General features: G+C 61.9%; 24 protein-coding genes. 13 read left to right on the top strand and 11 right to left on the bottom strand.

Annotated elements, in window-relative coordinates; all coding sequences use genetic code 11:
* Nucleotides 1–31 precede the first annotated feature (31 nt).
* Nucleotides 32–1369, top strand: coding sequence for an RNA helicase RhlE1 (gene rhlE1 / locus AC19YS_RS16670; RefSeq protein ID WP_119740936.1), 1338 nt, complete (start codon nucleotides 32–34; stop codon nucleotides 1367–1369).
* Between the two features lie 123 nt (nucleotides 1370–1492).
* Here rhlE1 and AC19YS_RS16665 read toward each other — a convergent pair whose 3' ends face one another.
* Both AC19YS_RS16665 and AC19YS_RS16660 read right to left on the bottom strand, forming a co-directional pair.
* Nucleotides 1493–2719: a TIGR03862 family flavoprotein gene (locus AC19YS_RS16665; RefSeq protein WP_200623917.1), complete on the bottom strand. Its 1227-nt coding sequence runs from the start codon at nucleotides 2717–2719 to the stop codon at nucleotides 1493–1495.
* A gap of 170 nt (nucleotides 2720–2889) precedes the next feature.
* Entirely contained in the window at nucleotides 2890–3810 is a 921-nt protein-coding gene (locus AC19YS_RS16660) for a histone deacetylase family protein (protein WP_106579320.1), read from the bottom strand.
* Nucleotides 3811–3885: 75 nt separating this feature from the next.
* Here AC19YS_RS16660 and AC19YS_RS16655 point away from each other — a divergent pair, with 75 nt between their 5' ends.
* The 3 genes from AC19YS_RS16655 to AC19YS_RS16645 are packed head-to-tail and all read left to right on the top strand — an operon-like array spanning nucleotide 3886 to nucleotide 5962.
* Nucleotides 3886–4455, top strand: a complete 570-nt coding sequence (locus AC19YS_RS16655; RefSeq protein ID WP_106579319.1) for a GNAT family N-acetyltransferase — start codon at nucleotides 3886–3888, stop codon at nucleotides 4453–4455.
* A 41-nt stretch (nucleotides 4456–4496) separates the two neighbouring features.
* Nucleotides 4497–5366 (top strand): acyl-CoA thioesterase II, encoded by an 870-nt coding sequence (gene tesB, locus AC19YS_RS16650; protein ID WP_500602256.1) that lies wholly within the window; start codon nucleotides 4497–4499, stop codon nucleotides 5364–5366.
* Complete coding sequence (locus AC19YS_RS16645) at nucleotides 5363–5962, top strand: HAD family hydrolase (RefSeq protein WP_500602255.1); 600 nt, start codon at nucleotides 5363–5365, stop codon at nucleotides 5960–5962. Before tesB ends, AC19YS_RS16645 begins: the two co-directional genes overlap by 4 nt.
* Before the next feature lie 117 nt (nucleotides 5963–6079).
* Here the strand turns inward: AC19YS_RS16645 and AC19YS_RS16640 are convergent, their stop codons facing one another.
* The 3 genes from AC19YS_RS16640 to AC19YS_RS16630 form a co-directional block, all read right to left on the bottom strand.
* Entirely contained in the window at nucleotides 6080–7066 is a 987-nt protein-coding gene (locus AC19YS_RS16640) for an alpha/beta hydrolase (RefSeq protein WP_500602254.1), read from the bottom strand.
* The gene (ypfJ, locus tag AC19YS_RS16635; protein ID WP_200623914.1) at nucleotides 7067–7954 is read right to left on the bottom strand and encodes a KPN_02809 family neutral zinc metallopeptidase; all 888 of its coding nucleotides are present in this window, start codon (nucleotides 7952–7954) and stop codon (nucleotides 7067–7069) included.
* 171 nt (nucleotides 7955–8125) lie between these two features.
* Nucleotides 8126–8542: a membrane lipoprotein lipid attachment site-containing protein gene (locus tag AC19YS_RS16630; RefSeq protein WP_106579314.1), complete on the bottom strand. Its 417-nt coding sequence runs from the start codon at nucleotides 8540–8542 to the stop codon at nucleotides 8126–8128.
* A 204-nt stretch (nucleotides 8543–8746) separates the two neighbouring features.
* On the opposite strand from AC19YS_RS16630, the gene AC19YS_RS16625 reads away from it, so the two are divergent.
* Nucleotides 8747–9625: a DMT family transporter gene (locus AC19YS_RS16625; protein WP_106579313.1), complete on the top strand. Its 879-nt coding sequence runs from the start codon at nucleotides 8747–8749 to the stop codon at nucleotides 9623–9625.
* A 1-nt stretch (nucleotide 9626) separates the two neighbouring features.
* On the opposite strand, the gene AC19YS_RS16620 is transcribed toward AC19YS_RS16625, so the two are convergent.
* Nucleotides 9627–10961 (bottom strand): MFS transporter, encoded by a 1335-nt coding sequence (locus AC19YS_RS16620; protein ID WP_119740953.1) that lies wholly within the window; start codon nucleotides 10959–10961, stop codon nucleotides 9627–9629.
* Nucleotides 10962–11181: 220 nt separating this feature from the next.
* Here AC19YS_RS16620 and quiC point away from each other — a divergent pair, with 220 nt between their 5' ends.
* Both quiC and AC19YS_RS16610 read left to right on the top strand, forming a co-directional pair.
* Complete coding sequence (quiC, locus tag AC19YS_RS16615; protein ID WP_200623913.1) at nucleotides 11182–13083, top strand: 3-dehydroshikimate dehydratase QuiC; 1902 nt, start codon at nucleotides 11182–11184, stop codon at nucleotides 13081–13083.
* An 81-nt stretch (nucleotides 13084–13164) separates the two neighbouring features.
* Nucleotides 13165–13830 (top strand): TetR/AcrR family transcriptional regulator, encoded by a 666-nt coding sequence (locus AC19YS_RS16610; RefSeq protein WP_124418513.1) that lies wholly within the window; start codon nucleotides 13165–13167, stop codon nucleotides 13828–13830.
* 126 nt (nucleotides 13831–13956) lie between these two features.
* Here the strand turns inward: AC19YS_RS16610 and AC19YS_RS16605 are convergent, their stop codons facing one another.
* The 4 genes from AC19YS_RS16605 to AC19YS_RS16590 form a co-directional block, all read right to left on the bottom strand.
* Nucleotides 13957–14805: a shikimate dehydrogenase gene (locus AC19YS_RS16605; RefSeq protein ID WP_500602253.1), complete on the bottom strand. Its 849-nt coding sequence runs from the start codon at nucleotides 14803–14805 to the stop codon at nucleotides 13957–13959.
* Between the two features lie 5 nt (nucleotides 14806–14810).
* Nucleotides 14811–15251, bottom strand: a complete 441-nt coding sequence (aroQ, locus tag AC19YS_RS16600) for a type II 3-dehydroquinate dehydratase (RefSeq protein ID WP_106579308.1) — start codon at nucleotides 15249–15251, stop codon at nucleotides 14811–14813.
* A 183-nt stretch (nucleotides 15252–15434) separates the two neighbouring features.
* Nucleotides 15435–16514, bottom strand: coding sequence for a tRNA (uridine(54)-C5)-methyltransferase TrmA (gene trmA, locus AC19YS_RS16595; protein WP_106579307.1), 1080 nt, complete (start codon nucleotides 16512–16514; stop codon nucleotides 15435–15437).
* Nucleotides 16511–17806 carry an NCS2 family permease gene (locus AC19YS_RS16590; protein ID WP_119740963.1) on the bottom strand — a complete coding sequence of 432 codons (1296 nt, stop codon included), beginning with the start codon at nucleotides 17804–17806 and terminating at the stop codon, nucleotides 16511–16513. Before AC19YS_RS16590 ends, trmA begins: the two co-directional genes overlap by 4 nt.
* Before the next feature lie 210 nt (nucleotides 17807–18016).
* Here AC19YS_RS16590 and AC19YS_RS16585 point away from each other — a divergent pair, with 210 nt between their 5' ends.
* The 4 genes from AC19YS_RS16585 to AC19YS_RS16570 all read left to right on the top strand — a co-directional run bounded on the left by AC19YS_RS16585 (nucleotide 18017) and on the right by AC19YS_RS16570 (nucleotide 22247).
* A complete protein-coding gene (locus AC19YS_RS16585; protein WP_106579305.1) occupies nucleotides 18017–18460 on the top strand; it encodes a DUF4879 domain-containing protein in 444 nt (147 codons plus the stop codon).
* A gap of 96 nt (nucleotides 18461–18556) precedes the next feature.
* Nucleotides 18557–19081 carry a (2Fe-2S)-binding protein gene (locus AC19YS_RS16580; RefSeq protein WP_200623912.1) on the top strand — a complete coding sequence of 175 codons (525 nt, stop codon included), beginning with the start codon at nucleotides 18557–18559 and terminating at the stop codon, nucleotides 19079–19081.
* Nucleotides 19078–20067 (top strand): FAD binding domain-containing protein, encoded by a 990-nt coding sequence (locus tag AC19YS_RS16575; protein WP_106579303.1) that lies wholly within the window; start codon nucleotides 19078–19080, stop codon nucleotides 20065–20067. The genes AC19YS_RS16580 and AC19YS_RS16575 overlap by 4 nt, the downstream gene beginning before the upstream one ends.
* Complete coding sequence (locus AC19YS_RS16570; protein ID WP_500602252.1) at nucleotides 20064–22247, top strand: xanthine dehydrogenase family protein molybdopterin-binding subunit; 2184 nt, start codon at nucleotides 20064–20066, stop codon at nucleotides 22245–22247. The genes AC19YS_RS16575 and AC19YS_RS16570 overlap by 4 nt, the downstream gene beginning before the upstream one ends.
* 145 nt (nucleotides 22248–22392) lie before the next feature.
* Here AC19YS_RS16570 and AC19YS_RS16565 read toward each other — a convergent pair whose 3' ends face one another.
* Nucleotides 22393–23649 carry an MFS transporter gene (locus AC19YS_RS16565; RefSeq protein ID WP_119740971.1) on the bottom strand — a complete coding sequence of 419 codons (1257 nt, stop codon included), beginning with the start codon at nucleotides 23647–23649 and terminating at the stop codon, nucleotides 22393–22395.
* Between the two features lie 330 nt (nucleotides 23650–23979).
* Between AC19YS_RS16565 and AC19YS_RS16560 the strand changes: the two genes are divergently transcribed.
* The gene (locus tag AC19YS_RS16560) at nucleotides 23980–25419 is read left to right on the top strand and encodes a cytochrome ubiquinol oxidase subunit I (protein WP_106579300.1); all 1440 of its coding nucleotides are present in this window, start codon (nucleotides 23980–23982) and stop codon (nucleotides 25417–25419) included.
* Between the two features lies 1 nt (nucleotide 25420).
* Nucleotides 25421–26428: a cytochrome d ubiquinol oxidase subunit II gene (gene cydB, locus AC19YS_RS16555; RefSeq protein WP_500602251.1), complete on the top strand. Its 1008-nt coding sequence runs from the start codon at nucleotides 25421–25423 to the stop codon at nucleotides 26426–26428.
* Nucleotides 26429–26436: the final 8 nt, after the last annotated feature.

Here is a 26436-nt window from a genome sequence, read left to right as displayed (position 1 = left end):
CCTTGCGCTGAATTTTTCCTACGGTAAACACATGACTTTCGCCACACTTGGCCTGATCGAACCCTTGCTGCGCGCCCTTGAGACGCTTGGCTACCAGACCCCGACGCCGGTGCAGGCGCAAGCCATTCCGGCGGTGCTGGCCGGTCGCGACCTGATGGCCGCGGCCCAGACCGGCACCGGCAAGACCGCAGGTTTCGCCCTGCCGCTGCTGCAACTGTTGACCATGGAAGGGCCGAAAGTCGCCGCCAACTCGGCGCGTGCGCTGATTCTGTGCCCGACCCGCGAGCTGGCCGAGCAGGTTCACGCCAGCGTCGCCGAGTACGCCCAACACCTGCCGCTGACCACGTACGCGGTGTACGGCGGCGTGAGCATCAACCCGCAGATGATGAAGCTGCGCAAGGGTGTCGACATTCTGGTCGCCACGCCTGGCCGCCTGATCGACTTGTTTCGCCAGAACGCGCTGAAGCTCAACCAGTTGCAAACCCTGGTGCTGGATGAAGCCGACCGCATGCTCGACCTGGGCTTCTCGGAAGAACTGGCGAACATTTACCGCATGCTGCCGAAAAAGCGCCAGACCTTGCTGTTCTCCGCGACCTTCTCCGATGAAATCCGCTCGCTCGCCGGGCAGATGCTCAACGACCCGCTGAGCATTGAAGTCAGCCCGCGCAACGTCGCCGCCAACACCGTGAAACAGTGGGTGGTGCCGGTGGACAAGAAGCGCAAGGCGGAGCTGTTTGTGCACCTGATGCGCAAAGGTCGCTGGAAGCAGGTGCTGGTGTTTGCCAAGACCCGTAACGGCGTGGATGCGCTGGTAGACAAGTTGCAGGGCCTGGGCATCAATGCCGATGGCATCCATGGCGACAAACCGCAAGCAACCCGCCAGCGTGCGCTGGACCGCTTCAAATCCAGCGAAGTGCAGATTCTGGTAGCCACCGACGTGGCAGCCCGTGGCCTGGACATCGAAGACTTGCCGATGGTGGTCAACTTTGACCTGCCAATCGTGGCCGAAGACTACATTCACCGTATCGGTCGCACCGGCCGTGCAGGCAACACCGGCGAGGCGATTTCGCTGGTGTGTGCCGATGAGGTGAACATGCTGTCGGCCATCGAGATGCTCACGCGTCAGACCCTGACCCGCAAAATGGAGCCGGACTTTGAGCCGGAGCACCGCGTGCCGGACACCGATGCCAGTGGGCAGGTGGTGAAAAAACCGAAAAAGCCGAAGAAGCCAAAGACGTCGGGCGGTGGCGGCGGTAAGCGCAATTTGGGTAAGTGGGTGGACAGCGGGGACGTAGCGCCGGCTGAGCCGTCGATCAAGCCGGTGCGCAAGGTGCCGGTTTTCAACACTGGGCCGCGCAAGAAGAAGTGATTTTGCGGCGCTGCTGATGGCCTCATCGCAGGGCAAGCCAGCTCCCACATTTTGAATGTATTCACAGCTCAAAATGTGGGAGCTGGCTTGCCTGCGAAGGCGGCTTTGAAGTCGCCACAGACCTCAGCGCTTAAGCCATTCCAACATTCCCCGCCCAGCCGCTCTGCCGCTGGCAAAACACCCGGTCAGCAAATAGCCGCCCGTCGGCGCTTCCCAATCCAGCATCTCCCCGGCGCAAAACACCCCCGGCAATTGCTTGAGCATCAGCCGCTCATCCAGCGCCTCAAACGGCACACCCCCCGCCGTGCTGATGGCTTCATCCATCGGCCGGGTTTTCACCAGTGTCAGCGGCAATGCCTTGATATCCACCGCCAGTTGCGCCGGATCATGGAAGTGTTCCGCAGGCGCCAGCTCACGCAACAGGGCCGCCTTGACCCCGTCCAGGCCCAATTGGCTGTGCAAGTGCTTGCTCATCGAGCGCGAACCACGCGGCTTGGCCAGTGCAGCCTGGACCTTGTCCAGCGGCTTGCTCGGCAGCAGGTCGATATGCACCGTGGCTGAGCCATCGCGATTGATCGCTTCACGAATCGGCGCCGACAGCGCGTAGATCAAGCTGCCCTCGATGCCCATGGCGGTGACCACGCATTCCCCCAACCGAGGCTTGTCATCTGCCACGCCGATGGCGACGTTTTTCAACGGCGCGCCGGCGAATTTGCTCACCATCAATTCGCTCCAGGCTGACACCTCAAAGCCGCAATTGCTCGGTTGTAACGGCGCGAAAGGCACGCCTTTGTCTTCCAGTAACTTGAGCCAGGCACCATCGGAGCCCAGGCGCGACCAGCTGCCGCCGCCCAGGGCCAGCAACACCGCATCGCTGTGGACAGTTTTTTCGCCGTCCGGGCTGTGGATAAGTAAACCGCCGTCGGCCGTCCACCCCAGCCAGCGATGCCGGGTGTGGATAACCACGCCTTGATCGCGCAGGCGTTTGAGCCAGGCGCGCAGCAGCGGGGCGGCTTTCATGTCGGTAGGAAACACGCGGCCGGAAGTGCCGACGAAGGTTTGTACGCCCAGCCCATGAATCCACTCGCACAACGCCTCGGCACCAAAGGCTCGCAGCAGCGGCGCCATGTCCGGCGCGCGTTCGGCGTAGCGCGACAGGAACGCCGGGTACGCCTCGGAGTGGGTGATGTTCATGCCGCCCACACCCGCGAGCAGAAACTTGCGGCCCACTGACGGCATGCCGTCATACAGGTCTACCCGCACGCCCGCCTGGCTCAGGACTTCAGCGGCCATCAGCCCGGCTGGGCCGCCGCCGATAAGAGTGACGTGTCGAGAAGGGTGCTGAGGCATGGGCAAGGCTACGGTCGCTGAATAGGCCGAGCATTCTACCCGACGGCAGCGTGGCTGCCTGATCAAAAAACGTACACTTTCCTACAGGCCATACGGCTGTGCGCTTTCAGGCGCTTACGCTCAACTTATCCACAGGCCGTTCCACAGGCATTGTGGGTAACGCGCACAGTTCAATGACACCCTGATGACGTCCACACCCGCTGAGCGCTGTGGTGCAGGATGCCGTGGCGGCGGGCCAGGGCCGGGCGGTCTTTGCTGTAGCCGCCACCGATCACGCCCATCACCGGAATGTCGCGGCCCAGGCAGTGGCGCATCACGCTCTCGTCGCGGGCGGCGACGCCTGCGTCTGTCAGCTTGAGGTAACCGAGGGCGTCGTCCTTATGCACATCGACACCGGCGTCGTACAACACCAGGTCAGGCTGGTAGAGCGGCAGCAGGTAGTTGAGCGCATCGTCCACCACCTTGAGGTAATCGGCGTCGCCCATGCCCATGGGCAGCGGGATGTCCCAGTCGCTTTGGGCCTTGCGTGCGGGGAAGTTCTTTTCACAGTGCAGCGACACGGTGATGGCATCCGGCGTGTCGTGGAGGATGCGTGCAGTGCCGTCGCCCTGGTGCACGTCGCAGTCGAAGATCAGCACGCGGTTGACCCGGCCGCTGGCCAGCAGGTAATGACTGATCACCGCCAGGTCATTGAAGATGCAAAAGCCGGCCGGGTAATCGTAATGGGCGTGGTGGGTGCCGCCCGCCAGGTGGCAGGCCAGGCCGTGTTGCAGCGCCTGTTCGGCCGCGAGGATCGAGCCGCCGACCGCGCGCACGGTGCGTCGCGCCAGGGCTTCGTTCCACGGCAGGCCGAGGCGCCGTTGGTCTTCGCGCGACAGCTCACCGCTCATGTAGCGCTCGATGTACCCCGGTTCATGCGCGAGGGCCAGAATCTGCGCCGGGCATACCTCTGGTCGCAGCAATTGGCTGTCCTCGGTCAGCCCGCTGTCCACCAGGTGGTCGCGCAACAGGCGAAACTTGTCCATGGGAAACCGGTGGTCTGCCGGGAACTCAGGGCTGTAGTCATCGTGGTAGATCAATGGCAATGGCATGGGATTTTCTGACGGGAACCTGCGAAGGATCTTACCAGCGCTGTACACTCACGCACATGGCAAGGGAGGGGACCCATGGAGCCGATACTGGAATTGGAAAGCGCGCGCTTGCTGCTGCGCCAGTGGCGCGACAGCGACCTACCGGAATTTGCGCGCATGTGCGCCGACCCGCAGGTGATGCGTTATTTCCCGGCCAAGTTGAGCCACTTGGAAAGCGCGGCGTTGATCGGCCGGATTCGCGGGCATTTCGCTGAATACGGCTTTGGCCTGTGGGCCTTGCAGCGCAAGGACACCGGCGAATTTATCGGCCTGACCGGGCTGCTGAATGTCAGCTTTGAAGCGGACTTTACCCCGGCGGTGGAAATCGGCTGGCGCCTGGCCCGCGAACATTGGGGGTTGGGGTACGCCAGTGAGGCGGCGTGGACTGCGCTGCGGTGTGGTTTTGACCGACTGCAGCTGGATGAAATTCTCGCCTTCACCACCGAAACCAATCTGCCATCACAAAAAGTCATGCAGGCCATCGGTATGCATTACGATCCCCAGGCAGATTTTGAACACCCCAAGGTCGCAGCAGATGATCCGCTGCGCCATCATGTTTTGTATCGCATCACCCGCGCCCAATGGTTGGACACGCTGCACGGATAAGCAGCCCGGAATGCCCTCTCGATTGTTGTAGGAGTTGCTCTATGAGCCAAGTATTGGAAGATCTGGTGGACTTGCTGACCCTGGAGCCGATCGAGGAAAACCTCTTTCGCGGCCGCAGCCAGGACCTGGGTTTTCGCCAACTGTTCGGTGGCCAGGTGCTGGGCCAGTCGTTGTCGGCTGCCAGCCAGACCGTAGAAGAAGCGCGACATGTGCATTCCCTGCATGGTTATTTCCTGCGCCCCGGCGACGCGTCATTGCCGGTGGTTTACTCGGTTGACCGTGTGCGCGATGGCGGCAGTTTCAGCACGCGCCGCGTCACGGCGATCCAGAAGGGCAACCCGATTTTCACCTGCACCACGTCGTTCCAATATGACGAGAAGGGCTTTGAGCACCAGAGCACCATGCCTGTGGTGGTCGGCCCGGAGAACTTGCCGTCCGAACTGGAACTGACCCAGCAGCGTGCGCACCTGATCCCCGAGCACATGCGCGACAAGTTGCTGTGCCCCAAGCCGATCGAAGTGCGCCCGGTGACTGAAAAAGACCCGTACAACCCGCAGCCGTCCGACCCGATCAAGTACGTGTGGTTCCGAGCCGACGGCGCGCTGGCCGACGCGCCCGCGCTGCATAAATACCTGCTGGCTTATGCCTCGGATTTTGGTTTGCTGACCACCTCGTTGCTGCCCCATGGCAAGACCGTGTGGCAAAAGGATATGCAGGTCGCCAGCCTCGACCACGCGCTGTGGTTTCATGCCGACCTGCGCGCCGATGACTGGTTGCTGTACGCCATGGACAGCCCGTGGGCCGGTAACTCGCGCGGTTTCTCGCGCGGCAGCGTGTACAACCGCGCCGGGCAACTGGTGGCCTCGGTGACCCAGGAAGGCTTGATTCGCCATCGCAAGGACTGGGCATGAGCCTGTCGGACGTCAAGCATTGGGTGTTTGACATGGACGGCACCCTCACGGTCGCCGTGCATGATTTTGCGGCGATTCGCGTGGCCCTGGAGATTCCGCCCGAGGACGACATCCTCACGCACCTGGCGGCTTTGCCGGCGGACGTGGCGGCAGCCAAGCACGCGTGGCTGCTTGCGCATGAGCGCGAGCTGGCTGTGGGGTCAGTGGCGGCGCAAGGTGCGGTGGAGCTGGTGCGCGAGCTGGCCGGGCGCGGTTATCGCCTGGGCATCCTGACGCGCAACGCGCGCGAGTTGGCGCACATCACGCTGCAGGCGATTGGCCTGGAGGACTGCTTTGCCGTCGACGATGTGCTGGGGCGTGAAGATGCGCCGCCCAAGCCGGACCCGGGTGGTTTGCTGAAACTGGCGCAGGTTTGGAAGGTGGCGCCGAGCGAGATGGTGATGGTCGGGGACTACCGCTTTGACCTGGATTGCGGGCGGGCGGCGGGGACCAGGACGGTGTTGGTGAATGTGCCCGAGAACCCTTGGCCGGAGTTGGCGGATTGGCACGCTGAGGATTGCGCGGCCCTGCGCCGGATGATCCAGCCCCAGCACTGAAGATCGAATGTGGGAGCGGGCTTGCTCGCGAAAGCGGTGGATCAGTCACTGATGAGTCGACTGAAAATCCGCCTTCGCGAGCAAGCCCGCTCCCACCTTTTTATCCGGTTTTGTCAGTCACTTTGCAAACAACACCTTCTCGCCCTGAGGCGAAGTAAACATCTTGTCCCCGTCGTGCCCAACCCCTGGCACTTCCACCAGCCTCTGAGTCAGCTGCGGATGAAGCTGCTTGAGGTAGTCAAAGTAGTTGTGCCCACGAATCAGGCGATACGCACCCTGGGTTTCGGCCTCGCAGCTTTTATCCAGCGCCGGGTGGTTGGGGTCGGTGTCCTGTTGGCCGAGCAGGTAGGTGATGTCGCGTGACACGTAAGCCTGCTCAAGCTGCTGCGCACTCTGGCCCTTGGCGTAGTCCGGCAGGTTTTGCATGCCGTACTTCCAATCGTTGAAGCCAGGGCAGCTGGCCGTGTCGAATTTCACCGGGCGTTGTGGGCTGAAGTAGGCGTAGGACGACGGATTGGCCACCACGTAACGCAGGCTGATGCCTTCGGTTTGCAGCTGCGGGTGGTCGTGGCCGGTGAGGGCGAAACGCTGCACCACCTGGCCGCCGCCGGAATGGCCGGCCACTACGATTTCCTTCAACGCCGGGAACAGCTTGCGGTTGCCCAGGTGCTTGATGATCTGGTCCAGCGCGCCGTAGGAACTGAGCTGGCCAGGGCCCGTCGAGGCGTCGCCGGCCATCCAGTCATTGCCGTTCCAGCGCAATACCTGGGTGCCCAAGTGGTTGCGCTTTATGTCGGACTCGTTGAGAAATTGCGGCGCGATCACCAGGGTGGTGGCAGCAACCCCGGCGTGTTCGGCTGCGTCTTCGCCGCTTTGCAGGTAGGTCTGTGCGTTGCGCAGGCGGCCATGCACGATGATCAGCGCGCGGGTCACGTTGGGCAGCGGCTGGCTCCAGTCCTGGCTCAAGCCCAGGCTGAGGTCACCGGCGTCCAGGTGGAAACGATCGGGGCTGACCACCTTGACGCCGTGTTCTTTCTCGGCGGCCCAGGTGGCGGAGGAACAGGCAATCATCACGCCGAACAGCAATCCCAATCGTTTATTCATCTAAAGACTCTTCGCTGTAAAAGTGTCGCATTGAGTGATCTGGCCCGCTGCGAAGCCGGTCTTGAACCAGCGAACGCGCTGCGCAGAGGTGCCGTGGGTAAACGAGTCCGGCACCACGCGGCCCTGACCCTGCTGTTGCAAACGGTCATCGCCGATGGCGTTGGCCGCATTCAGTGCTTCTTCAATATCGCCGGGCTCCAGCCAGTTCAGGCGTTTTTGCGCACGGTTGGCCCACACCCCGGCAAAGCAATCGGCTTGCAGTTCCTGGCGTACCAGCAGGCCGCCGTCGCCTTGCATCTGGCGGCCTTGTTGGCGCGCGGCTTGAATCTTGGCCGAGATGCCCAGCAGCGTTTGCACGTGGTGCCCGACTTCGTGGGCGATCACGTAGGCCTGGGCGAAATCGCCGGCGGCCTGGAAGCGCTGCGACATTTCCCGGAAGAAATCCAGGTCCAAATACACCTGCTGGTCAGCCGGGCAATAAAACGGGCCGCTGGCCGAGGTGGCGCCACCGCAGGCGGAATTGACCCGACCACGGAACAGAATCAGTTTCGGGTTCTTGTAGACCAACCCGTTTTCCTTGAACACCTGGCCCCAGGTGTCTTCCGTATCACCCAGAATCGCGCGGACGAAATCGGCCTGCTGGTCATTGGCCGGCGGTGCCTGGCGCGGCTGCGTGCTCACTGACGGCGCTTGCTCCGCCTGGCCGGTCAATTGGCCGAGGATCTGCAGCGGGTCCTGGCCGGTCAGCCAGCCAATACCGACGATCAACACAATTGCCGTCAGGCTCAGCCCCTTGCCGCCGCCAAACCGCATGCCGCCACCGCCGCCGCCACTGTCATCGCGGGCATCTACCACGTTGTCGCTGCGTCGGCCTTTTTTCCATAGCATGGGGCAATCCTCTCGTTAAACCTGTCGAACACTTTTCTAAGAGCAGTGTTGTTGGTGCGTATGAATGGCGCCAGCCCGGCTGTCCGACAAGCAACGAGAGTTGCCTAGTATCGTTGCTGTCAGGCCGTGCGGGCAGGGGCGCCAGATGAAAGTTGTGTCACGTTGATTGGGTCAGTCGCGGCAATAGCCTTCGCCGGTATCGACGATCAGGCAGTCCTTTTTATCCGCCAGCCATTTCAGGCCAGTGGCCTCACCGTCACCGGCGCTCAATTGTTGCGGGCCGTCCGGGCGGGTAAAGGCGATACCGTCTTCGTTGGCTTCACCTTTGAAGGTGCCTTCGTCGTCGGCGTCAAGGCCGTACTTCATGGTCAGAACGTAGTGGCCGCGGCCGATGCTGTCGTCCTTGGCGATGGTCAGGTTCAGGCCTTCGACGCCGATCCACTTGCCGACCCATTTGTCGGTGGGCGGCGTGGCCGGTACCAGGGTGGCTTGCACCGAAGCCGGGGCGGGCTTGGGCGCTTCTTTGGACTCTTGGTTACAAGCAGTGAGCAGGACGAGAGCAGAAAGAACAAAGAGTGTCTTTTTCATAGCGGCAAGGCCTTGGTTAAAAAGTGCAACGCGCGGGCAAAGGTGCAGCGTTGGACTCGAATCCGGTGATTTAGTGCGCTGTTCGCACGGTGTTTGGTTATGCTCTTGGGGCGCACGCAGGCCCGCCTGCTAGATTACCGGGTTGAGTGCCTGCGTGTTCAGTGCTCAGTGCTCAGCGTTCAGCCCGCCATGCAAGAGAATTCAATGACTGTCAGTACACCCCTTTCCGGCGTCAACCATCCCTTCAAAGGCATCCTGCTGATTGTGGTGGCGACGTTTCTGTTTTCCAGCCACGACGCCTTGTCCAAATACCTGGCCGGGTTCTACCCGATTGTGATGGTGGTGTGGGCGCGGTACCTGGTGCACACCTTGCTGATGGCCGGCATTTTCCTGCCGCAGTCGGGTTTGCGCGTGCTGCGCAGCAAACGCCCGGGCATGCAGGTGGTGCGTGCGTTGTGCCTGCTGGGCACCAGCCTGTTTTTTACCGCGGCGCTGCATTACATCCCCTTGGCGGAAGCTACGGCGGTGAACTTCCTGGCGCCGATCCTGGTGACAGCGTTGTCGGTGCCCTTGCTCGGTGAACACGTGACACGTGGCCAATGGCTGGCGGTGATCTGCGGGTTTGTCGGCGTGCTGATCATCATCCACCCCGGCGGTGAGCTGTTCACGCCTGCGGTGCTGCTGCCGCTGTGTTCGGCGTTGTTCTTCTGCTTCTACCAGTTGCTCACGCGCATCCTCAGCCAATACGACACGCCGACCACCAGTAACTTTTTCGCCGGCCTGTGCAATACCCTGGTGATGAGTGCGCTGGTGCCGTTCTTCTGGCAGTTGCCCACGGTGTGGCATGGCGTGCTGATGCTGGCGTTAGGCACGTGCGGCATGACCGCGCACTTGATGTTGACCCAGGCCTTCCGCTTTGCGGCGCCGGCCTTGCTGGCACCGTTCGGCTACTGCCAGATCGTGTTTGCGGGTTTGTTGGGCTGGCTGGTGTTCAACCATACCCCCGACATGACCACGGTGGTCGGCATCGGGGTGATCTGCATGAGCGGGTTGGCCGCTGCCTGGCAGCAGCGGCGGCGTTGAATCAAACCTCGACTGTCGGAATCTTGCGCGGTGCCATGAAGTACATCCAGGTCAGCGCGATGAAGTACATCGCTGGGATCAGGGTGAACAGCACGGTGTAGTTGTTGTTCGTGACCGTGAGGATGTGGCCGACAATCTGGGTCATGAACATGCCGCCGATGGCCGCGCACATGCCGCCGAAACCGAACACCGTGCTCATCATGTGCTTGGGCGTGTAGTCCATCACCAGGCTCCAGATGTTGGCGGTCCAGGCCTGGTGCGCGCCGATGGCCAGGGAGATGGCGAACACGGCGACCCACAACTGGCTGGAGCCGGCGGCCATGATCACGCCGACGATGCAGCAGGCAAACAGCAGCATCGACAACAGGCGCGCCTTGATCGGATTCATCCCACGGCCGATCAGGAATGACGACAGAATCCCCCCACCCACGCTGCCGAAGTCGGCTGTCAGGTAAATGATGATCAGCGGGATGCCCATTTGGGTCACGTTGATGCCCAGGTTGTATTGCTGGTTCAGAAACGGCGGCAGCCAGTACAGGTAGAACCAGAACACCGGCGCGGTCATTGCGTAGGCAAGGGCGAAGGCCCAGGTGCCGCGCATGCGCAGGATGCGGCTGAAGGGCACGCTGGGTTGCGGCGGTTCGACTTCCTGCTGCACGTAGTCCAATTCGGATTGTTTGACCGTCGGGTGGTCTTCCGGGTTGTAGTACTTCAGGCCCCAGCACACCAGCCAGATCCCGCCCAGTGCCGACATGCACAGAAACGCCGCCTGCCAGCCCCAGACGTGAAGGATCAATGGCAGCAGCATCGGCGTCATCATCGCGCCCACATTGGTGCCGGCGTTGAAAATACCGGTGGCCACTGCGCGCTCGCCGGCCGGGAACCACAACCGCGTGGTCTTCACGCAGGCCGGGTAGTTGGCGGCCTCGGTCAGCCCGAGAATGAAGCGGCACACCATAAAGCCCACGGCCGACGTCGCCAGGCCATGGGCGCCCGTGGCCAGGCTCCACAGCAGCACGGCGCAGAAAAACACGCGCTTCACGCCAATTCGATCAATCAGCCGGCCTTGCAGCACAAAGCCGATGGCGTAGCCAACCTGGAACCAGAAGTTGATGTTGGCGTAATCCATCGCCGTCCAGCTCATCTCCTTGGCCAGGATCGGTTGCATCACGCCCAGCGCGGCGCGGTCGATGTAGTTCAGGGTGGTGGCGAAGAACACCAGGGCCAGCATGCCCCAGCGGGTTTTGCCCACGGCCATGGCGCCGCGGATTTTGTCGCCGATGCCGCTGTGCGGATTGCTGTGGCGCACGGCCACGGCGGGAGTTTGCGAAGGCATGAGGTCGTACCCGTTTTTTGAAATTTTTATGGTGTGTTCTGGGTCTTGATACGTGTTCGATGGTGCGCAGTGGCTAAAAACTCGTCAATTCGCGGATTGCCATTTTGTTCGATAATCGCCCAAAAAACTAACCGGTTCGTACATTTCAATTGCTGTGCACAGTTTAGCGGCCAATAATTTGCCGTAAATAAGACGAGCCTCATTTGCCGGGAGTCGCCCCATGCAACGCTCCATTGCCACTGTTTCCTTGAGTGGAACCCTGCCGGAAAAACTCGAAGCCATTGCCGCTGCCGGGTTTGATGGTGTGGAAATCTTCGAAAACGATCTGCTGTATTACGACGGCAGCCCACGGGAAGTTAGGCAGATGTGCGCCGACCTGGGTATCGCCATTACCTTGTTCCAGCCGTTTCGCGACTTCGAAGGCTGCCGCCGCGACCGCCTGGCGCGCAACCTGGAGCGCGCCGAGCGCAAGTTCGACTTGATGCAGGAGCTGGGCACCGACCTGGTGCTGGTGTGCAGCAATGCCTCGGCCGATTGCGTCGGCGATGAGCAGATTTTGCTCGACGACCTCAGCCTGCTCGCTGAGCACGCCGGTCGCCGTGGCCTGCGCATCGGCTATGAAGCGCTGGCCTGGGGCAAGCACGTGAATACCTGGCAGCAAGTGTGGAACCTGGTGCGCCAGATCGACCACCCGAGCCTTGGCGTGTTGCTCGACAGCTTCCACACCCTGTCGCTCAAGGGCGACCCGAGTGCAATCGCCCAGATCCCGGGGGACAAAATCTTCTTTGTACAAATGGCCGACGCACCGATCCTGGCCATGGATGTGCTGGAGTGGAGCCGGCATTTTCGCTGCTTCCCGGGGCAGGGTGAGTTCGATCTGGCGGGGTTTCTTGCGCCGATTATCCAGAGTGGCTACAGCGGGCCGTTGTCCCTGGAAATTTTCAACGATGGTTTTCGCGCAGCCCCGACGCGGGCGAATGCGGCGGATGGCTTGCGCTCGCTGTTGTACCTGGAAGAGAAAACCCGCGAGCGCCTCAAGCAGCGAGCGCCTGCTCAACCGGTCGACCTCCTGTTTGATACGCCGGCCGCCAGCGAGTACGACGGCATCGAATTTCTTGAGTTTGCCGTGGATGAAAACCTCGCAGCCAAGCTCACCCAATGGCTGGAACGCCTGGGTTTCGTCAAGGCCGGGCAGCACCGTTCCAAGAGCGTGAGCCTGTTGCGCCAGGGCGATATCAACCTGATCCTCAATTGCGAACCCTATTCTTTTGCCCACAACTTTTTTGAAGCCCACGGGCCGTCGCTGTGCGCCACTGCGATTCGGGTCAAGGACAGCGCCAAGGCGTTGCAGCGGGCGGTGGCTTACAAGGGGCAGCCATATCGTGGGCTTGTAGGGCCAAATGAACTGGAGTTGGCCGCCGTGCGTGCGCCGGACGGCAGCCTGATTTACCTGGTGGATCAGAACGAAGGCGGGCTGTACGGCACCGACTTCAATCTGCAACCGACTACCGCCTCAAGCGGCGGCCTGCTGCGCATTGACCATATGGCCATGGCCTTGCCCGCCGACAGCCTCGACAGTTGGGTGTTGTTCTACAAGAGCCTGCTGGATTTCGAAGCCGATGATGAAGTGGTGCTGCCTGACCCCTACGGCCTGGTGAAAAGCCGCGCGCTGCGCAGCCGTTGCAGCTCGATTCGCCTGCCGTTGAACATTTCCGAGAACCGCAACACGGCGATTTCCCACGCGCTGTCGAGCTACCGCGGCTCGGGTGTGCACCACATCGCCTTCGACTGTGCAGATATTTTCGCCGAGGTGAGTCGGGCCAAAGAGGCAGGTGTGCCATTGCTGGACATCCCGCTCAACTACTACGACGACCTGGCGGCACGCTTTGATTTTGACGACGAGTTCCTCAGCGAGCTGGCGTACTACAACGTGCTGTACGACCGTGACGCCCAGGGCGGTGAGCTGTTTCATGTGTACACCGAGCCGTTCGAAGGGCGGTTTTTCTTCGAGATCATCCAGCGCAAAAACGGCTACGCCGGGTATGGCGCAGCCAACGTGGCCGTGCGCCTGGCGGCGATGGCCAAATCGCGTAGCGGGGCGCCGCGACAAGCACGGTTATGACGGCGCGGCCAGGTGCTTCCTTCGGGAAGCGCCTCGGCCCATAATCGCGGCCTGCACAACAAAAATGGCCGTGAGCGCACCATGACCCTGACCCCCGATCTCTCCGCTGTGTCAGACGCACCGCGCAAGAGTCGTAAGAACAATCCGGAAAAGACCCGCGAAAACATCCTGCAGGAAGCGATCGTCGAGTTTGTCCAGCAGGGCCTGTCCGGCGCTCGCGTGGATGCCATCGCCGAACGCATCCACACCTCCAAACGCATGATTTATTACTACTTCGGCAGCAAGGAGCAGTTGTACGTCGAGGTGCTGGAGAAGCTCTACGGCGACATTCGCAATACTGAAACCCGCATGAACCTCACCGCCCTGGAGCCGCGCGAAGCGATCCGCCGGCTAGTGGAATTCACCTTTGATCACCATGACCAGAACGTGGATTTCGTGCGCATCGTCAGCATCGAAAACATCAACAACGCCGAATACGTGAAGCGCTCGGATTCGATCAAGGCGATGAACAGCAATATTCTCGAAGGGCTTGGCGCCACGTTGCAGCGCGGCGCCGAGCTGGGCGTGTTCCGCCAAGGGCTGGACCCGTTGGACGTGCACCTGCTGATCAACTCGTTCAGCTTTTACCGGGTGTCCAACCGCCATACGTTCAGTGAGATCTTTCAGATCGAGTTGTCGGACGAAGCGGTTAAGCAGCGGCATCGGGAGATGATCTGTGAGTCGGTGATGCGTTACCTGCAAGCCTAAATCTATCGAATAACCCGGGTGGGAGCGGGCTTGCCCGCGAATGCAGAGTGTCAGCCAATACAGCCGGCGACTGACACAGCGCTTTTGCGAGCAAGCCCGCTCCCACATGGGGTTCGGTTTCAGCAGTCAGGTATTCATGCTCTGGAAGTGCGCCAACATCCTCTGCGCATCCGGCCTCTGGCCACTGAACAGTTCAAACGCCTTCACTGCCTGAAACACCGCCATGTTGCCGCCATCCAGCGTGCGGCAGCCCAGGGCGCGGGCATCGCGCAGCAGCTCGGTTTCCAGCGGGAAATACACGATTTCTGCAACCCATAATGCCGCCCGCAACAGCTGGGCCGGTACCGGCGTGCCGGGCAGCTTGGCCATGCCCATCGGCGTGGTGTTGACCAGCCCGTCGGCCTCGGCCATGGCGCTTTCCAGGTGGTTGCCGACCTGCGCGCGCCCGGCGCCAAAACGCTGGGCAAGGTTATCCACCAGGTCCCGAGCGCGGGCGACGTCCACGTCGAAAATGCTCAAGTGGTGCACGCCTTCGGCCAGCAGCGCGTGGGCCACCGCCGCGCCCGCCCCGCCGGCGCCCATCTGCACCACATGCTGGCGCGCGACGTCATTCAAATTGCGCCGGAACCCTTCGGCGAAGCCCAGGCAGTCGGTGTTGTGGCCGATGCGTTTGCCGTTTTTGAACACCACGGTGTTGGCCGCGCCTATACCCATGGCTTCGTCGGACAATTCGTCGAGCAATGGCAGAATCGCCTGTTTGCACGGGTAGGTAATGTTCAAGCCGGTGAACTGCATCATCTCGGCGGCGTCCAGCAGGTCGGGCAGGGCATTGAGGTTCAGCTGCAGCGGTTCCAGGTCGATCAGGCGATACAGGTAGCGCAAGCCCTGGGCATCACCTTCGTGTTCATGCAGGGCCGGCGTGCGGGAGGCCTGGATACCTGCGCCGATCAGGCCGGCGAGGATGCGCGGTTTCATCGGGCTCACCCTTTCAACGTGTGGCTGAAGTGTTCCAGGGCCAGGTGGTAACCATGGCTGCCGAACCCGGCGAGCACCGCCTTGGCAATGGGCGACACAAACGAGTGATGCCGAAACGCCTCACGCGCGTGCACATTGGATAAATGCACTTCGATCACCGGCACTTCGCTGGCCACCAGTGCGTCGCGAATCGCTACCGAGGTGTGGGTCCAGGCTGCCGGGTTGATCACGATGCCAGCGCAACGGGCGCGGGCGCTGTGGATCCAGTCGAGCAGTTCGCCTTCGTGGTTGGTCTGGCGGAATTCGATTTTCAACCCGAGTTTTTCCGCGCTGCGCCCACACAGGGCGGCGATGTCGGCCAGGGTTTCATGGCCGTAGGTGGCGGGCTCGCGGGTGCCGAGCAGATTGAGATTGGGGCCGTTGAGCACCAGCACGATGGGCGGCATTGGGGTATCTCCACAGTTATTATTGGTTGTGGAGATAAAATGTACTGGATGGTTAATTTGGTCAATTGACGGCAGCGGATCTGTTCGATTATCGAACCGTAAATCAGCGCGGGGGAGGGGGTTCGGTGGTCGGCGACCGCCCTTGCCAATAGCCAGGGGGCGGTCGCACGCGCAAGAGACGGGTTACCGGCGGGTCAACAACACGCCGGATTCCATATGGTGAGTCCATGGGAACTGGTCAAACATCGCACACTGGGTAATCCGGTGCGTGTCATGCAGTTGCGCAATGTTCGCCGCCAACGTCTCCGGGTTGCAGGAGATGTACAGGATGTTGTCAAAGCGCCGCGTCAGCTCGCAGGTGTCCGGGTCCATGCCGGCGCGCGGCGGGTCGACGAACACGCTGCCGAATTCGTAGCTTTTCAGATCGATGCCATGCAGGCGGCGGAACGGGCGCACTTCGTTGAGCGCCTCGGTGAGTTCTTCGGCTGACAAGCGCACCAGGGTGACGTTATCCACCGCGTTTTCATCGAGGTTGCTCAACGCCGCATTCACTGAGGTCTTGCTGATCTCGGTCGCCAGCACTTTGCGTACACGGGTCGCCAACGGCAGGGTGAAGTTGCCGTTGCCGCAGTACAGCTCGAGCAAATCATCCGGACGATCGCCCAAGGCTTCATACGCCCAATTGAGCATCTTCTGGTTCACCGTGCCGTTGGGCTGGGTGAACGCGCCTTCAGGTTGGCGATAGCTGAACGTGCGCCCGCCGACGGCGAGTTTTTCCACCACGTAGTCGTGGCCGATCACATCACGCTTGCCCTTGGAGCGGCCGATGATGCTGACATTCAAATCGGCAGCGAGTTGGTTGGCGGCCGCGTGCCAGTGCTCGTCCAGCGGGCGGTGGTAGCACAGGGTGATCATCGCGTCGCCGGCCAGGGTAGTGAGGAACTCCACTTGGAACAGCTTGTGACTCAGGGCCGCGCTGGCTTGCCAGGCGGCTTTGAGTTGCGGCATCAACTGGTTGATGCGCTGGCTGGCAATCGGGAATTCTTCGATCAGAATCGGCGTGCGCTTGTCGTCCTGGGAAAACATCGCGTAGTGGCGCTCACCGCCTTCGCGCCACAGGCGAAACTCCGCGCGCAGGCGGAAGTTCTGCAGCGGCGAATCGAAAACCTGCGGCTCGGGTGCGTCGAACGGTGCCAGCAGGTCACGCAAGCGCGTGACCTTGTCTTGCAGTTGAGCGGTGTAGCTTGCGGCGTCAAAAGTCATGCGTTGAACCAGCCCAGCTTGATCACAAACAGAATCGACAGGATCACCAGTGCCGGGTTCAGCTCACGGTAGCGGCCCGAAAGCAGCTTGATGGCGGTCCAGGCGATGAAACCGAAGGCAATGCCGTTGGCGATGGAGTAAGTGAAGGGCATCGCCAGGGCGGTGATCACCACCGGCGCTGCAACCGTAATGTCATCCCAGTCGATTTCGGCCAGGCCCGAGGTCATCAGCACGGCCACGAACAGCAACGCAGGCGCGGTGGCAAAGGCCGGAACGCTGGCCGCCAGTGGCGAGAAGAACAGCGCCAGCAGGAACAGGATCGCGACCACGACGGCGGTCAAACCGGTACGGCCACCGGCACTCACGCCCGCAGCAGACTCGATGTAGCTGGTGGTGGTCGAGGTGCCCAGCAGCGAGCCGGCCATGGCCGCGGTGCTGTCGGCGATCAGCGCACGGCCCATTTTTGGCATGTGGCCGTCCTTGCCCATCAGGCCGGCGCGCTTGGCGACGCCGATCAGGGTGCCGGAGTTGTCGAACAGGTCAACGAACAGGAACGCGAAGATCACGCTGACCAGGCCGATATCCAGCGCGCCTTTGATATCCAGCTGCAGGAAGGTCGGGGCCAGGGACGGAGGCATCGAGATCACGCCGCCGAACGGGGTGACATTCAACAGGATCGAGACAATGGTCACGGCCAGAATGCCGATCAGCACTGCACCGCGTACGGCCAGGGCTTCCAGCGCAACGATGAGGATAAAACCAAAGGTGGCCAGGATAGGCGCCGGTTTTTTCAGGTCGCCCAGGCCCACCAGGGTGTTCGGATTGCCGACCACGATGCCGGCGTTGTGCAGGGCGATCAGCGCCAGGAACAGACCGATACCGGCGGCAATCGCCGAGCGCAGGGGCAAGGGGATGCTGTTGATGATCCACTCACGGATGCGGAAGATCGACAGCAGGAAGAACAGCACCGCCGAAATGAACACCGCGCCCAGCGCCACTTGCCAGGTGTGGCCCATGTGCAGCACCACGGTGTAGGTGAAGAAGGCGTTGAGGCCCATGCCCGGCGCCAGTGCGATCGGGTAATTGGCGATCAGGCCCATCACGGTCGAACCGATGGCAGCGGCCAGGCAGGTCGCGACAAACACTGCGCCCTTGTCCATGCCCGTCTCGCCAAGGATGCTCGGGTTCACGAACAGAATGTAGGCCATGGCCAGAAAGGTCGTGATCCCCGCAAGAATCTCGGTGCGCACGTTGGTGTTGTGTGCGTTGAGTTGAAACAGCTTTTCCAGCATGCCGGCTCCCTGTGACGCTATTTTGCGTCGTTATTTGTTGACCTCTAAGTCAAAGCACAAACTGCGCCAAGCGGCTGTGGTTTCAGAGAGGATCGGAAAAAGCGGCGCATCATACCAGCAGCCGAAGGCCAATGGCGCATAGGCTTGGTTTTGTGGGTGGATGGCCTTGAGGCATACTGCGTCGACGTTTAATCCAGAGTCGTCAACAGCATGAAAAAAGCCAACGCCAGCAGTCTAGCTCTGTTCGCCCTAATCGGCCTGGGGCTGGCGGCACCGGCTTGGGGCGCGACTGCACCGGCGTTGAGCGAAGTGCGCGTGTTCAAAGTGGAGTCTGCCGCTTGCGCTGAAACCATCCCGGAGCGCGCGACCAGCACGCAGATGTGCGCCCATCGCGGCCCAACCAAGGTGTCGGTGATGGAAGTCGGCCTGGGCAAAAGCCCGATGGGCCGTTTCGATGGCGCCGAGTTGAACGGGCAACGCTCGCCGGTATGCCAGGTCGGCAATATCAGCCAGGCCTGTAATGGCGTGGGCACTGTGATGGGCTACATCTATGTGTTTGACCTGAACGTCCAGGCCCCTGGCTGGTTCGAGTACAGCAATTCCTCGATCAACGGCTCGCAAACCCCGCTGACGACGATGCTCAACATCCGCTGATCAATCCTCTTGAACGCTCAATACCCCGGGAAGTCGTACCCCTGAGACGGCGACTTTCCTGAACGCCGCGGATATACCCCAACCCGTGAGGTGTTTATGAGCGCAACCCCCAATGGCGCGGCGGCCAGACCGTTCGTCAGCCACCCGATTCGTCTGACCCTGAACGGCCAGAACCGCCAACTTGACGTTTTGCCCTGGACCACCTTGCTGGACCTGCTGCGCGAACAGTTGGACCTGGTCGGCAGTAAAAAAGGCTGCGACCACGGCCAATGCGGCGCCTGCACAGTGTTGCGCGACGGCAAACGCGTCAACGCCTGCCTGACCCTGGCGGTGATGTGCGATGGCGCCGAATTGACCACCATCGAAGGCCTGGCCGACGGCGACGCGTTGCACCCGATGCAGCAAGCCTTTATCAAACATGACGCCTTTCAGTGCGGCTATTGCACCCCAGGGCAGATCTGCTCCGCCGTCGGCCTGGCCAATGAAGGCCGCGCCCACGACACCGCGCAGATTAAGGAGCTGATGAGCGGCAACCTGTGCCGCTGCGGCGCCTACAGCAACATCCGCGATGCCATCGAAGATGCCTTGCCGGCCTGCCGTGCCCAGGGAGGTGAGCAATGAATCCCTTCCAGTACAGCAAGCCAGCCGATGTGCACGAGGCCGTGCACATGAGCAGCGCGGCTTCACGTTTTATCGCCGGTGGCACCAACCTGCTGGACCTGATGAAAGAAAACATCAGCCGCCCCGAGCACTTGATCGATATCACCGGCCTGCCGCTGCAGGGCGTTGAAGAGACCGCCAGTGGCGGCGTGATGATCGGCGCGCTAGTGAGCAACGCCGACCTGGCCTGGCACCCCGTGATCGAGGCGCGTTACCCACTGCTGTCCCAGGCCATCCTGGCCGGAGCCTCGCCGCAGTTGCGCAACATGGCCAGCACCGGCGGCAACTTGTTGCAGCGCACTCGCTGCTACTACTTTTATGACGCCAGCGTGCCCTGCAACAAGCGCGAACCCGGTAGCGGCTGCCCGGCGCGCACCGGCTTGAACCGTATTCACGCGATCCTCGGCGCCAGCGAACACTGCGTCGCCACGCACCCGTCTGACATGTGCGTGGCCTTGGCGGCGCTGGAGGCGCGGGTGCATGTCGAAGGCCGCGCGGGTGCGCGCGTCATCGAATTTGCTGACTTCCATCGACTGCCCGGCGATACGCCGCAGCGCGACAACCTGCTGGCCGACGATGAGTTGATCACCGCCATCGAGCTGCCCGCCAACCAGCTGGCCCGTCACAGCCATTACCTGAAAATCCGCGACCGCGCCTCTTACGCTTTTGCCCTGGTCTCCGTGGCCGCCGCCCTCGAACTGGACGGCGACCAAATCATCGACGCCCGCGTTGCGCTGGGCGGCGTGGCCCACAAGCCTTGGCGTGACCGCGCGGTGGAAGCCTCGCTGATCGGCCAGACGGTCAGCCGCGAAACCTTCAGCAACGCCGCCGACGCCTTGCTGCAAGATGCCGTACCGCTGGAACACAACGGCTTCAAAATCAAGCTAGCGCGCCGTGGCATTATTCGCGCCCTGAGCGACGCGGCTGTCGCAGGAGAACGCCCATGACCGCTATCGGCAAACCTCTGGACCGCGTCGACGGTCTGCTCAAGGTCACCGGCCAGGCGCGATATGCCGGCGAGTTTCCAGACAAAGACTTGCTGCACGGCAGTGTGGTCTCCAGCACCATCGCCAAGGGCCGGGTGATCAAGATCGATGCCTCAAAGGCCCTGGCGCTGCCGGGCGTAGTCATGGTGCTGGATCACCACAATCGCCCCAGGCTTGCCAGCTACGATGACGCGTTCGCCGACGACGATGCGGCGGATGGCTCGCCGTTTCGCCCGCTCTACAACGACCGCGTCCTTTATAGCGGCCAGCCCTTGGCGCTGGTGATTGCCGACAATTTGGAGCTGGCGCGACATGCCGGTTCTCTGGTCGAGATCGAGTACGCAAGCGAAGCCTTTGAAACCGACTTGCTGGCCATGCAGGAGCAGGCGCACCCCTCGCCACAAACGCCGCCCGCGCCCCGCGGTAACTTCCAGGCCGAGTCGAGCGCTGCCGCCGTCAGCCTCGACGTGCACTACAGCACGCCCATCGAACACCACAACCCGATGGAACCCCACGCCAGTACGGTGCTGTATCAGCCGGACGGCACCCTGCATATCCACGACAAAACCCAAGGCCCACAGAACTGCCAGGCCTATGTGCAAAAAATCTTCGGCCTGGATAAGAGCCAGGTGAGGATTTTTGCCGCGTTCGTCGGCGGCGCTTTCGGTTCCGGCCTGCGCCCGCAATACCAGTTGCCCCTGGCGGTGATGGCGTCATTGGCGCTCAAGCGTTCGGTGCGCGTCACCCTGACGCGTCAACAGATGTTCACCTTTGGCTACCGACCACGCACCTTGCAGCGGTTGCAGATGGGCGCGGCCGCCAACGGTCGGCTGCTGGCGTTGGGGCACACCGCAATTGGCCAGACCTCGCGCTTCGAAGACTTCAGCGAGCACGTGGTGGAGTGGAGCGGCATGCTCTATCACTGCGATAACGTGCAGCTGACCTACAACCTGGTGCCGCTGGATGTGTACACCCCGCTGGACATGCGCGCGCCAGGCGCCGCGCTGGGCGTGATCGGCCTGGAGTGCGCCATGGACGAACTGGCCTGTGCCTTGGGCATGGACCCAGTGCAGTTGCGCCTGATCAACTACGCCGAGCGCAACCAGAACGAAGACAAACCCTGGTCGAGCAAAGCCCTGCGCGAATGCTACAGCGAAGGCGCCGAACGCTTCGGTTGGGGCCAGCGCAACCCGGAGCCACGCAGCATGCGTGACGGCAACCAGTTGATCGGCTGGGGCATGGCCGGCGGCGTGTGGGAAGCCATGCAGATGAAGGCCAGCGCCAAGGCGAGCATCGACGCCGAAGGCAAATTGACAGTCAGCAGCGCCACCACCGATATCGGCACCGGCACTTACACGGTCATGACCCAGATTGCCGCGCAGGCCAGCGGTGTGGCGATGGGCGATATCCAATTTTTGCTGGGGGACTCGTCCTTGCCCACCGCGCCTTTGCAGGGCGGCTCGTTTACCGTGTCGTCCGTCGGCACTGCCGTGCAACAGGCGTGCGAAGCGCTCAACGCCAAACTGCTGAAGATTGCCCGGCAGACGTACCCGGTGTTCAAAGACGCCGAGTCCGTGCGCTTTGAAGACGGCCAATTGCACACAGGCGACGTGAGTGTGTCGTTGGCCCAACTGGTTAAAGACAGCGGTGAGGACGCGCTGCAAGTGCAGGTCGACAGCGAGCTCGACAAAAAACGCGAGGGCTACGCCACGGCCACTCACTCGGCGGTATTTGTGGAAGTGCGGGTCGATGAAGACCTGGGCACCATCAAGGTCAGTCGCGTGGTCAGCGCGATTGCCGCCGGTCGCGTGGTCAATCCGAAGATGGCCCGCAGCCAGATCCTCGGCGGCGTGGTGTGGGGTATTGGCATGGCGCTGCATGAAGAGACGCAGATCGACCACCATCTGGGGCGCTACATGAACCACAGCCTGGCCGAGTACCACATCCCGGTGAACGCCGACATTGGCGAGATTGACGTGATCTTTGTCGAAGAACACGACGACGTGGTCAATGCCCTGGGCTCCAAAGGCGTGGGCGAAATCGGCATCGTCGGGGTGGCGGCGGCGGTGGCGAACGCGATTTATCACGCCACCGGCAAACGGGTACGCGACTTCCCTGTCACCCTGGACAAGGTGCTCTAGCACACACCTCAAAACCACTGTGGGAGCGGGTTAGCCCGCGAAAGCGCGGCGTCAGTCAATGACTGTATCGACTGATGCACCGCCTTCGCGAGCAAGCCCGCTCCCACAGTGTTCTGTAGTGCTGCCTCCGGTCAGGCGGCGGTGCTCAGACCTTCGCCGCTTCAGCCTTCGGCTCTTCTACCGCCACATGCATCCGGTCGCGATTGGCCAGGGTTGGGAACAGTTTTATCCACACCCCGGTCACCAGCAGCGTGCCGATTCCGCCCATGACCACGGCGGGCACGGTGCCGAACCAGTGGGCGGTGATCCCCGATTCGAACTCGCCCAGCTGATTGGACGCGCCGATAAACAGGCCGTTGACCGCACTGACGCGGCCGCGCATTTCATCCGGCGTTTCCAGTTGCACGAACGACGCGCGAATTACCATGCTGATCATGTCTGCTGCGCCCAGCACCACCAGCACCGCCAGGGAAAACCAGAACGAGGTCGACAGGCCGAACGCGATGGTCGCCACGCCAAACACGCCGACGGCAGTAAACATCACGCGCCCGACATGCCGGTCCACCGAGAACCGTGCCAGCCACAACGACATCAACAACGCGCCCACCGCCGGTGCCGAGCGCAGCAGGCCCAGGCCCCAGGCGCCGGTCAGCAGGATGTCCTTGGCAAACACCGGCAGCAACGCGGTGGCGCCGCCCAACAGCACGGCGAACAGGTCCAGCGAGATGGCGCCGAGGATGTCCGGGCGGCTGCGGATAAAGCGAATCCCGGCCAGCAGCGAGTCCATGGTGGCCTTGGCTTTGTTCAGCGGGGTCTGGCGTGCGGGCAGGTTGAGGGTCAGCACGCAGGCGATCAGGTACAACGCCACTGTCGGGCCATACACCCACACGCTGCCAAATGCATAGAGCAGGCCGCCCAAGGCCGGCGCGACAATGGTCGCCAGTTGCTGCGCCGATTGCGACGAGGCCACGGCCCGCGGGAACAGTGCGCTGGGCACGATGCTTGGCAGCAGCGCCTGGGTGGTCGGCATTTCAAACGAACGCGCGGCGCCGAGCAGGAAGGCGAGGATAAAGATCATCTCGCGCGTCACGTTGCCGGTCAGGCCGCCGATGGCCAGGGACAAGGCAATCAGCGCCTGCACGGTCTGGCAGATGGCGGCGACCTTGCGTCGTTCATAGCGATCGGCCACATGCCCGGTGTGCAGCATGAACAGTACGCGCGGGATGAATTCCACCAGGCCGACCAGGCCCAGGTCCAGCACGTTGCCGGTCAGTTGGTAGAGGTTCCAGCCGATGGCCACGGTGAGCATCTGGAAGCCGCTGGCGGTGAAGATCCGTGCCAGCCAGAACGCGATGAAAGGGCGATGGTGACGCAACAGCAACGCGGGTTCACTAGTAGGCATCGGGAATTCAGGTCGGGAGCAGAGGGAACGGCGAGATTAGCATCATGCTGTAACAAATAGTTGCAAGGGTTTGCTGTGCACCGGTATGAGGCAAGCTGTCACGCGGCAAAAGACCACGCCTTCCTACAGCGAAAATGGGACTACTCTTTCAGCAATGCTTGATCCAGATCAAAACCGGCCCCGGGATTGTTCTGGAGGCCGAAAGGCCCGATTCCCTACGTGGTGGTTTAAAAAAAGAAACGAATTGAAATTCGCCACACTCCATATCCGTGGGGGCAGTGGGTGCAGGCTCCCAGCCAGCAGCCGGTATTACCTGACAGAGGAAGACTTATGTTCGGTTTGGAGGCGCTAGATCTCGCCCGAATTCAATTCGCATTCACCATCTCGTTCCACATCCTGTTCCCGGCGATCACTATCGGCCTGGCCAGTTACCTTGCGGTGCTGGAAGGTTTGTGGCTCAAGACCCATAACGACACCTACCGTGACCTCTACCATTTCTGGTCGAAGATCTTTGCCGTCAACTTCGGCATGGGCGTGGTCTCGGGCCTGGTCATGGCCTACCAGTTCGGCACCAACTGGAGCCGCTTCTCGGACTTCGCCGGCGCTGTAACCGGGCCGTTGCTGACGTACGAGGTGCTCACGGCCTTCTTCCTGGAGGCGGGTTTCCTCGGCGTGATGCTGTTCGGCTGGAACAAGGTGGGGCGCAAGCTGCACTTCTTTGCCACGGTGATGGTGGCCGTCGGCACGCTGATCTCGACCTTCTGGATTCTTGCGTCCAACAGCTGGATGCAGACCCCGCAAGGCTTTGAAATCGTCGACGGGCGCGTGATTCCGACCGACTGGCTGGCGGTGATCTTCAACCCGTCGTTCCCGTACCGGCTGATGCACATGGCCACGGCGGCCTTTGTGGCCACGGCGTTCTTCGTCGGTTCGTCGGCGGCCTGGCACCTGCTGCGCGGCAAGGACAACCCTGCGATCCGCACCATGCTCTCGATGGCAATGTGGATGGCGCTGATCGTGGCGCCTATCCAGGCGGTGATCGGTGACTTCCACGGCCTGAATACCCTCAAGCACCAGCCGGCGAAAATCGCCGCGATTGAAGGCCACTGGGAAAATATCGGCAACGAGCCGACGCCGCTGATCCTGTTCGGCCTGCCCGACATGAAGGCCGAAAAAACCAAATACGCGGTCGAAATTCCTTACCTGGGCAGCCTGATCCTGACGCACTCCCTGGACAAACAGGTGCCGGCGCTCAAGGAGTTCCCGCCTGAAGACCGTCCCAACTCGACGATTGTGTTCTGGTCGTTCCGGGTCATGGTTGGCCTGGGTTTCCTGATGATCTTCACCGGCCTGTTCAGCCTCTGGCTGCGTCGGGGCGACAAGATGTACACCTCCAGGCCGTTCCTGTACCTGGCGCTGTGGATGGGCCCGTCCGGCCTGATCGCGATTCTCGCCGGTTGGTTTACCACCGAAATCGGCCGCCAGCCGTGGGTGGTCTACGGTTTGATGCGCACGGCGGACGCTTCCTCCGGGCATAGCCTGGCGCAGATGACGATCACCCTGGTGCTGTTCGTGGTGGTGTACTTCGCGCTGTTCGGCGCAGGGCTGGGCTACATGATGCGCCTGGTGCGCAAAGGGCCGCAGACCCACGAAGGCAGCGAGCCTACCCATGGTGGCCCTGGCCAGAAACGCACGCCGGCCCGTCCGTTGTCCGCCGCCGATGATGGCAGCGACGACGACCACGCCCACATTCAGCACAAGGGGAATTGAGATGGGTATTGATCTTCCGCTGATCTGGGCCGTGATCATCATCTTCGGCATCATGATGTACGTGGTCATGGACGGCTTCGACCTGGGTATCGGCATCCTCTTTCCGTTCATTCCCGGCAAAGTCGACCGTGACGTGATGATGAACACGGTCGCCCCGGTATGGGACGGCAATGAAACCTGGCTGGTACTGGGCGGCGCGGCGTTGTTCGGCGCGTTCCCGCTGGCCTACTCGGTGGTGCTGTCGGCGCTTTACCTGCCACTGATCCTGATGTTGATCGGGCTGATTTTCCGTGGCGTGGCTTTCGAGTTCCGTTTCAAGGCCAAGGACGACAAGCGCCATTTGTGGGACAAGGCGTTTATCGGCGGTTCCATTGCGGCGACCTTCTTCCAGGGCGTGGCACTGGGGGCGTTCATCGATGGCATTCCGGTGGTCGACCGTCAGTTTGCCGGTGGCTCGCTGGATTGGCTCACGCCGTTCACGATGTTCTGCGGCGTTGCGCTGGTCATCGCGTATGCCTTGCTCGGCTGCACCTGGCTGATCATGAAGACCGAAGGCAAGTTGCAGGAGCAGATGCACAACCTGGCGCGGCCGTTGGCGTTCGTGGTGTTGGCGGTGATCGGCGTTGTCAGCTTGTGGACGCCTCTGGCGCACCCGGAAATCTCCTCGCGCTGGTTCACCCTGCCGAACCTGTTCTGGTTCCTGCCCGTGCCGATTCTGGTGCTGGTGACCATGTACGGCTTGATCCGCGCAGTGGCGCGAAATGCGCACTACACGCCGTTCCTGCTGACGCTGGTGCTGATATTCCTCGGCTACAGCGGTTTGGGTATCAGCCTGTGGCCGAACATCATTCCGCCGTCGGTTTCCATCTGGGACGCCGCTGCACCGCCGCAAAGCCAGGGCTTCATGCTGGTGGGCACGTTGTTCATCATCCGGTTCATCCTGGGCTACACCTTCTGGAGCTACTACGTGTTCCGCGGCAAGGTCACCCACGAAGACGGCTATCACTAGGAGGGTCG

It is taken from the genome of Pseudomonas sp. MF08831 (assembly GCF_059862645.1).
The sequence above is the reverse complement of the archived record's forward strand: the minus strand, read 5'-3'. Positions and strand labels throughout refer to the sequence as shown.

Bases quoted from the DNA above. Each gene is read 5' to 3' on its own strand.
- AC19YS_RS16560 (WP_106579300.1), top strand. From the start codon at position 23,980: ATGTTCGGTTTGGAGGCGCTAGATCTCGCCCGAATTCAATTCGCATTC.
- AC19YS_RS16665 (WP_200623917.1), bottom strand. From the start codon at position 2,719: ATGCCTCAGCACCCTTCTCGACACGTCACTCTTATCGGCGGCGGCCCA.
- quiC (WP_200623913.1), top strand. From the start codon at position 11,182: ATGCAACGCTCCATTGCCACTGTTTCCTTGAGTGGAACCCTGCCGGAA.
- tesB (WP_500602256.1), top strand. From the start codon at position 4,497: ATGAGCCAAGTATTGGAAGATCTGGTGGACTTGCTGACCCTGGAGCCG.
- AC19YS_RS16660 (WP_106579320.1), bottom strand. From the start codon at position 3,810: ATGCCATTGCCATTGATCTACCACGATGACTACAGCCCTGAGTTCCCG.
- AC19YS_RS16590 (WP_119740963.1), bottom strand. From the start codon at position 17,806: ATGCTGGAAAAGCTGTTTCAACTCAACGCACACAACACCAACGTGCGC.
- AC19YS_RS16610 (WP_124418513.1), top strand. From the start codon at position 13,165: ATGACCCTGACCCCCGATCTCTCCGCTGTGTCAGACGCACCGCGCAAG.
- AC19YS_RS16605 (WP_500602253.1), bottom strand. From the start codon at position 14,805: ATGAAACCGCGCATCCTCGCCGGCCTGATCGGCGCAGGTATCCAGGCC.
- AC19YS_RS16645 (WP_500602255.1), top strand. From the start codon at position 5,363: ATGAGCCTGTCGGACGTCAAGCATTGGGTGTTTGACATGGACGGCACC.
- AC19YS_RS16620 (WP_119740953.1), bottom strand. From the start codon at position 10,961: ATGCCTTCGCAAACTCCCGCCGTGGCCGTGCGCCACAGCAATCCGCAC.
- aroQ (WP_106579308.1), bottom strand. From the start codon at position 15,251: ATGCCGCCCATCGTGCTGGTGCTCAACGGCCCCAATCTCAATCTGCTC.
- ypfJ (WP_200623914.1), bottom strand. From the start codon at position 7,954: ATGCTATGGAAAAAAGGCCGACGCAGCGACAACGTGGTAGATGCCCGC.
- AC19YS_RS16570 (WP_500602252.1), top strand. From the start codon at position 20,064: ATGACCGCTATCGGCAAACCTCTGGACCGCGTCGACGGTCTGCTCAAG.
- AC19YS_RS16575 (WP_106579303.1), top strand. From the start codon at position 19,078: ATGAATCCCTTCCAGTACAGCAAGCCAGCCGATGTGCACGAGGCCGTG.
- trmA (WP_106579307.1), bottom strand. From the start codon at position 16,514: ATGACTTTTGACGCCGCAAGCTACACCGCTCAACTGCAAGACAAGGTC.
- AC19YS_RS16655 (WP_106579319.1), top strand. From the start codon at position 3,886: ATGGAGCCGATACTGGAATTGGAAAGCGCGCGCTTGCTGCTGCGCCAG.
- AC19YS_RS16580 (WP_200623912.1), top strand. From the start codon at position 18,557: ATGAGCGCAACCCCCAATGGCGCGGCGGCCAGACCGTTCGTCAGCCAC.
- AC19YS_RS16640 (WP_500602254.1), bottom strand. From the start codon at position 7,066: ATGAATAAACGATTGGGATTGCTGTTCGGCGTGATGATTGCCTGTTCC.
- AC19YS_RS16625 (WP_106579313.1), top strand. From the start codon at position 8,747: ATGACTGTCAGTACACCCCTTTCCGGCGTCAACCATCCCTTCAAAGGC.
- AC19YS_RS16565 (WP_119740971.1), bottom strand. From the start codon at position 23,649: ATGCCTACTAGTGAACCCGCGTTGCTGTTGCGTCACCATCGCCCTTTC.
- AC19YS_RS16630 (WP_106579314.1), bottom strand. From the start codon at position 8,542: ATGAAAAAGACACTCTTTGTTCTTTCTGCTCTCGTCCTGCTCACTGCT.
- cydB (WP_500602251.1), top strand. From the start codon at position 25,421: ATGGGTATTGATCTTCCGCTGATCTGGGCCGTGATCATCATCTTCGGC.
- rhlE1 (WP_119740936.1), top strand. From the start codon at position 32: ATGACTTTCGCCACACTTGGCCTGATCGAACCCTTGCTGCGCGCCCTT.
- AC19YS_RS16585 (WP_106579305.1), top strand. From the start codon at position 18,017: ATGAAAAAAGCCAACGCCAGCAGTCTAGCTCTGTTCGCCCTAATCGGC.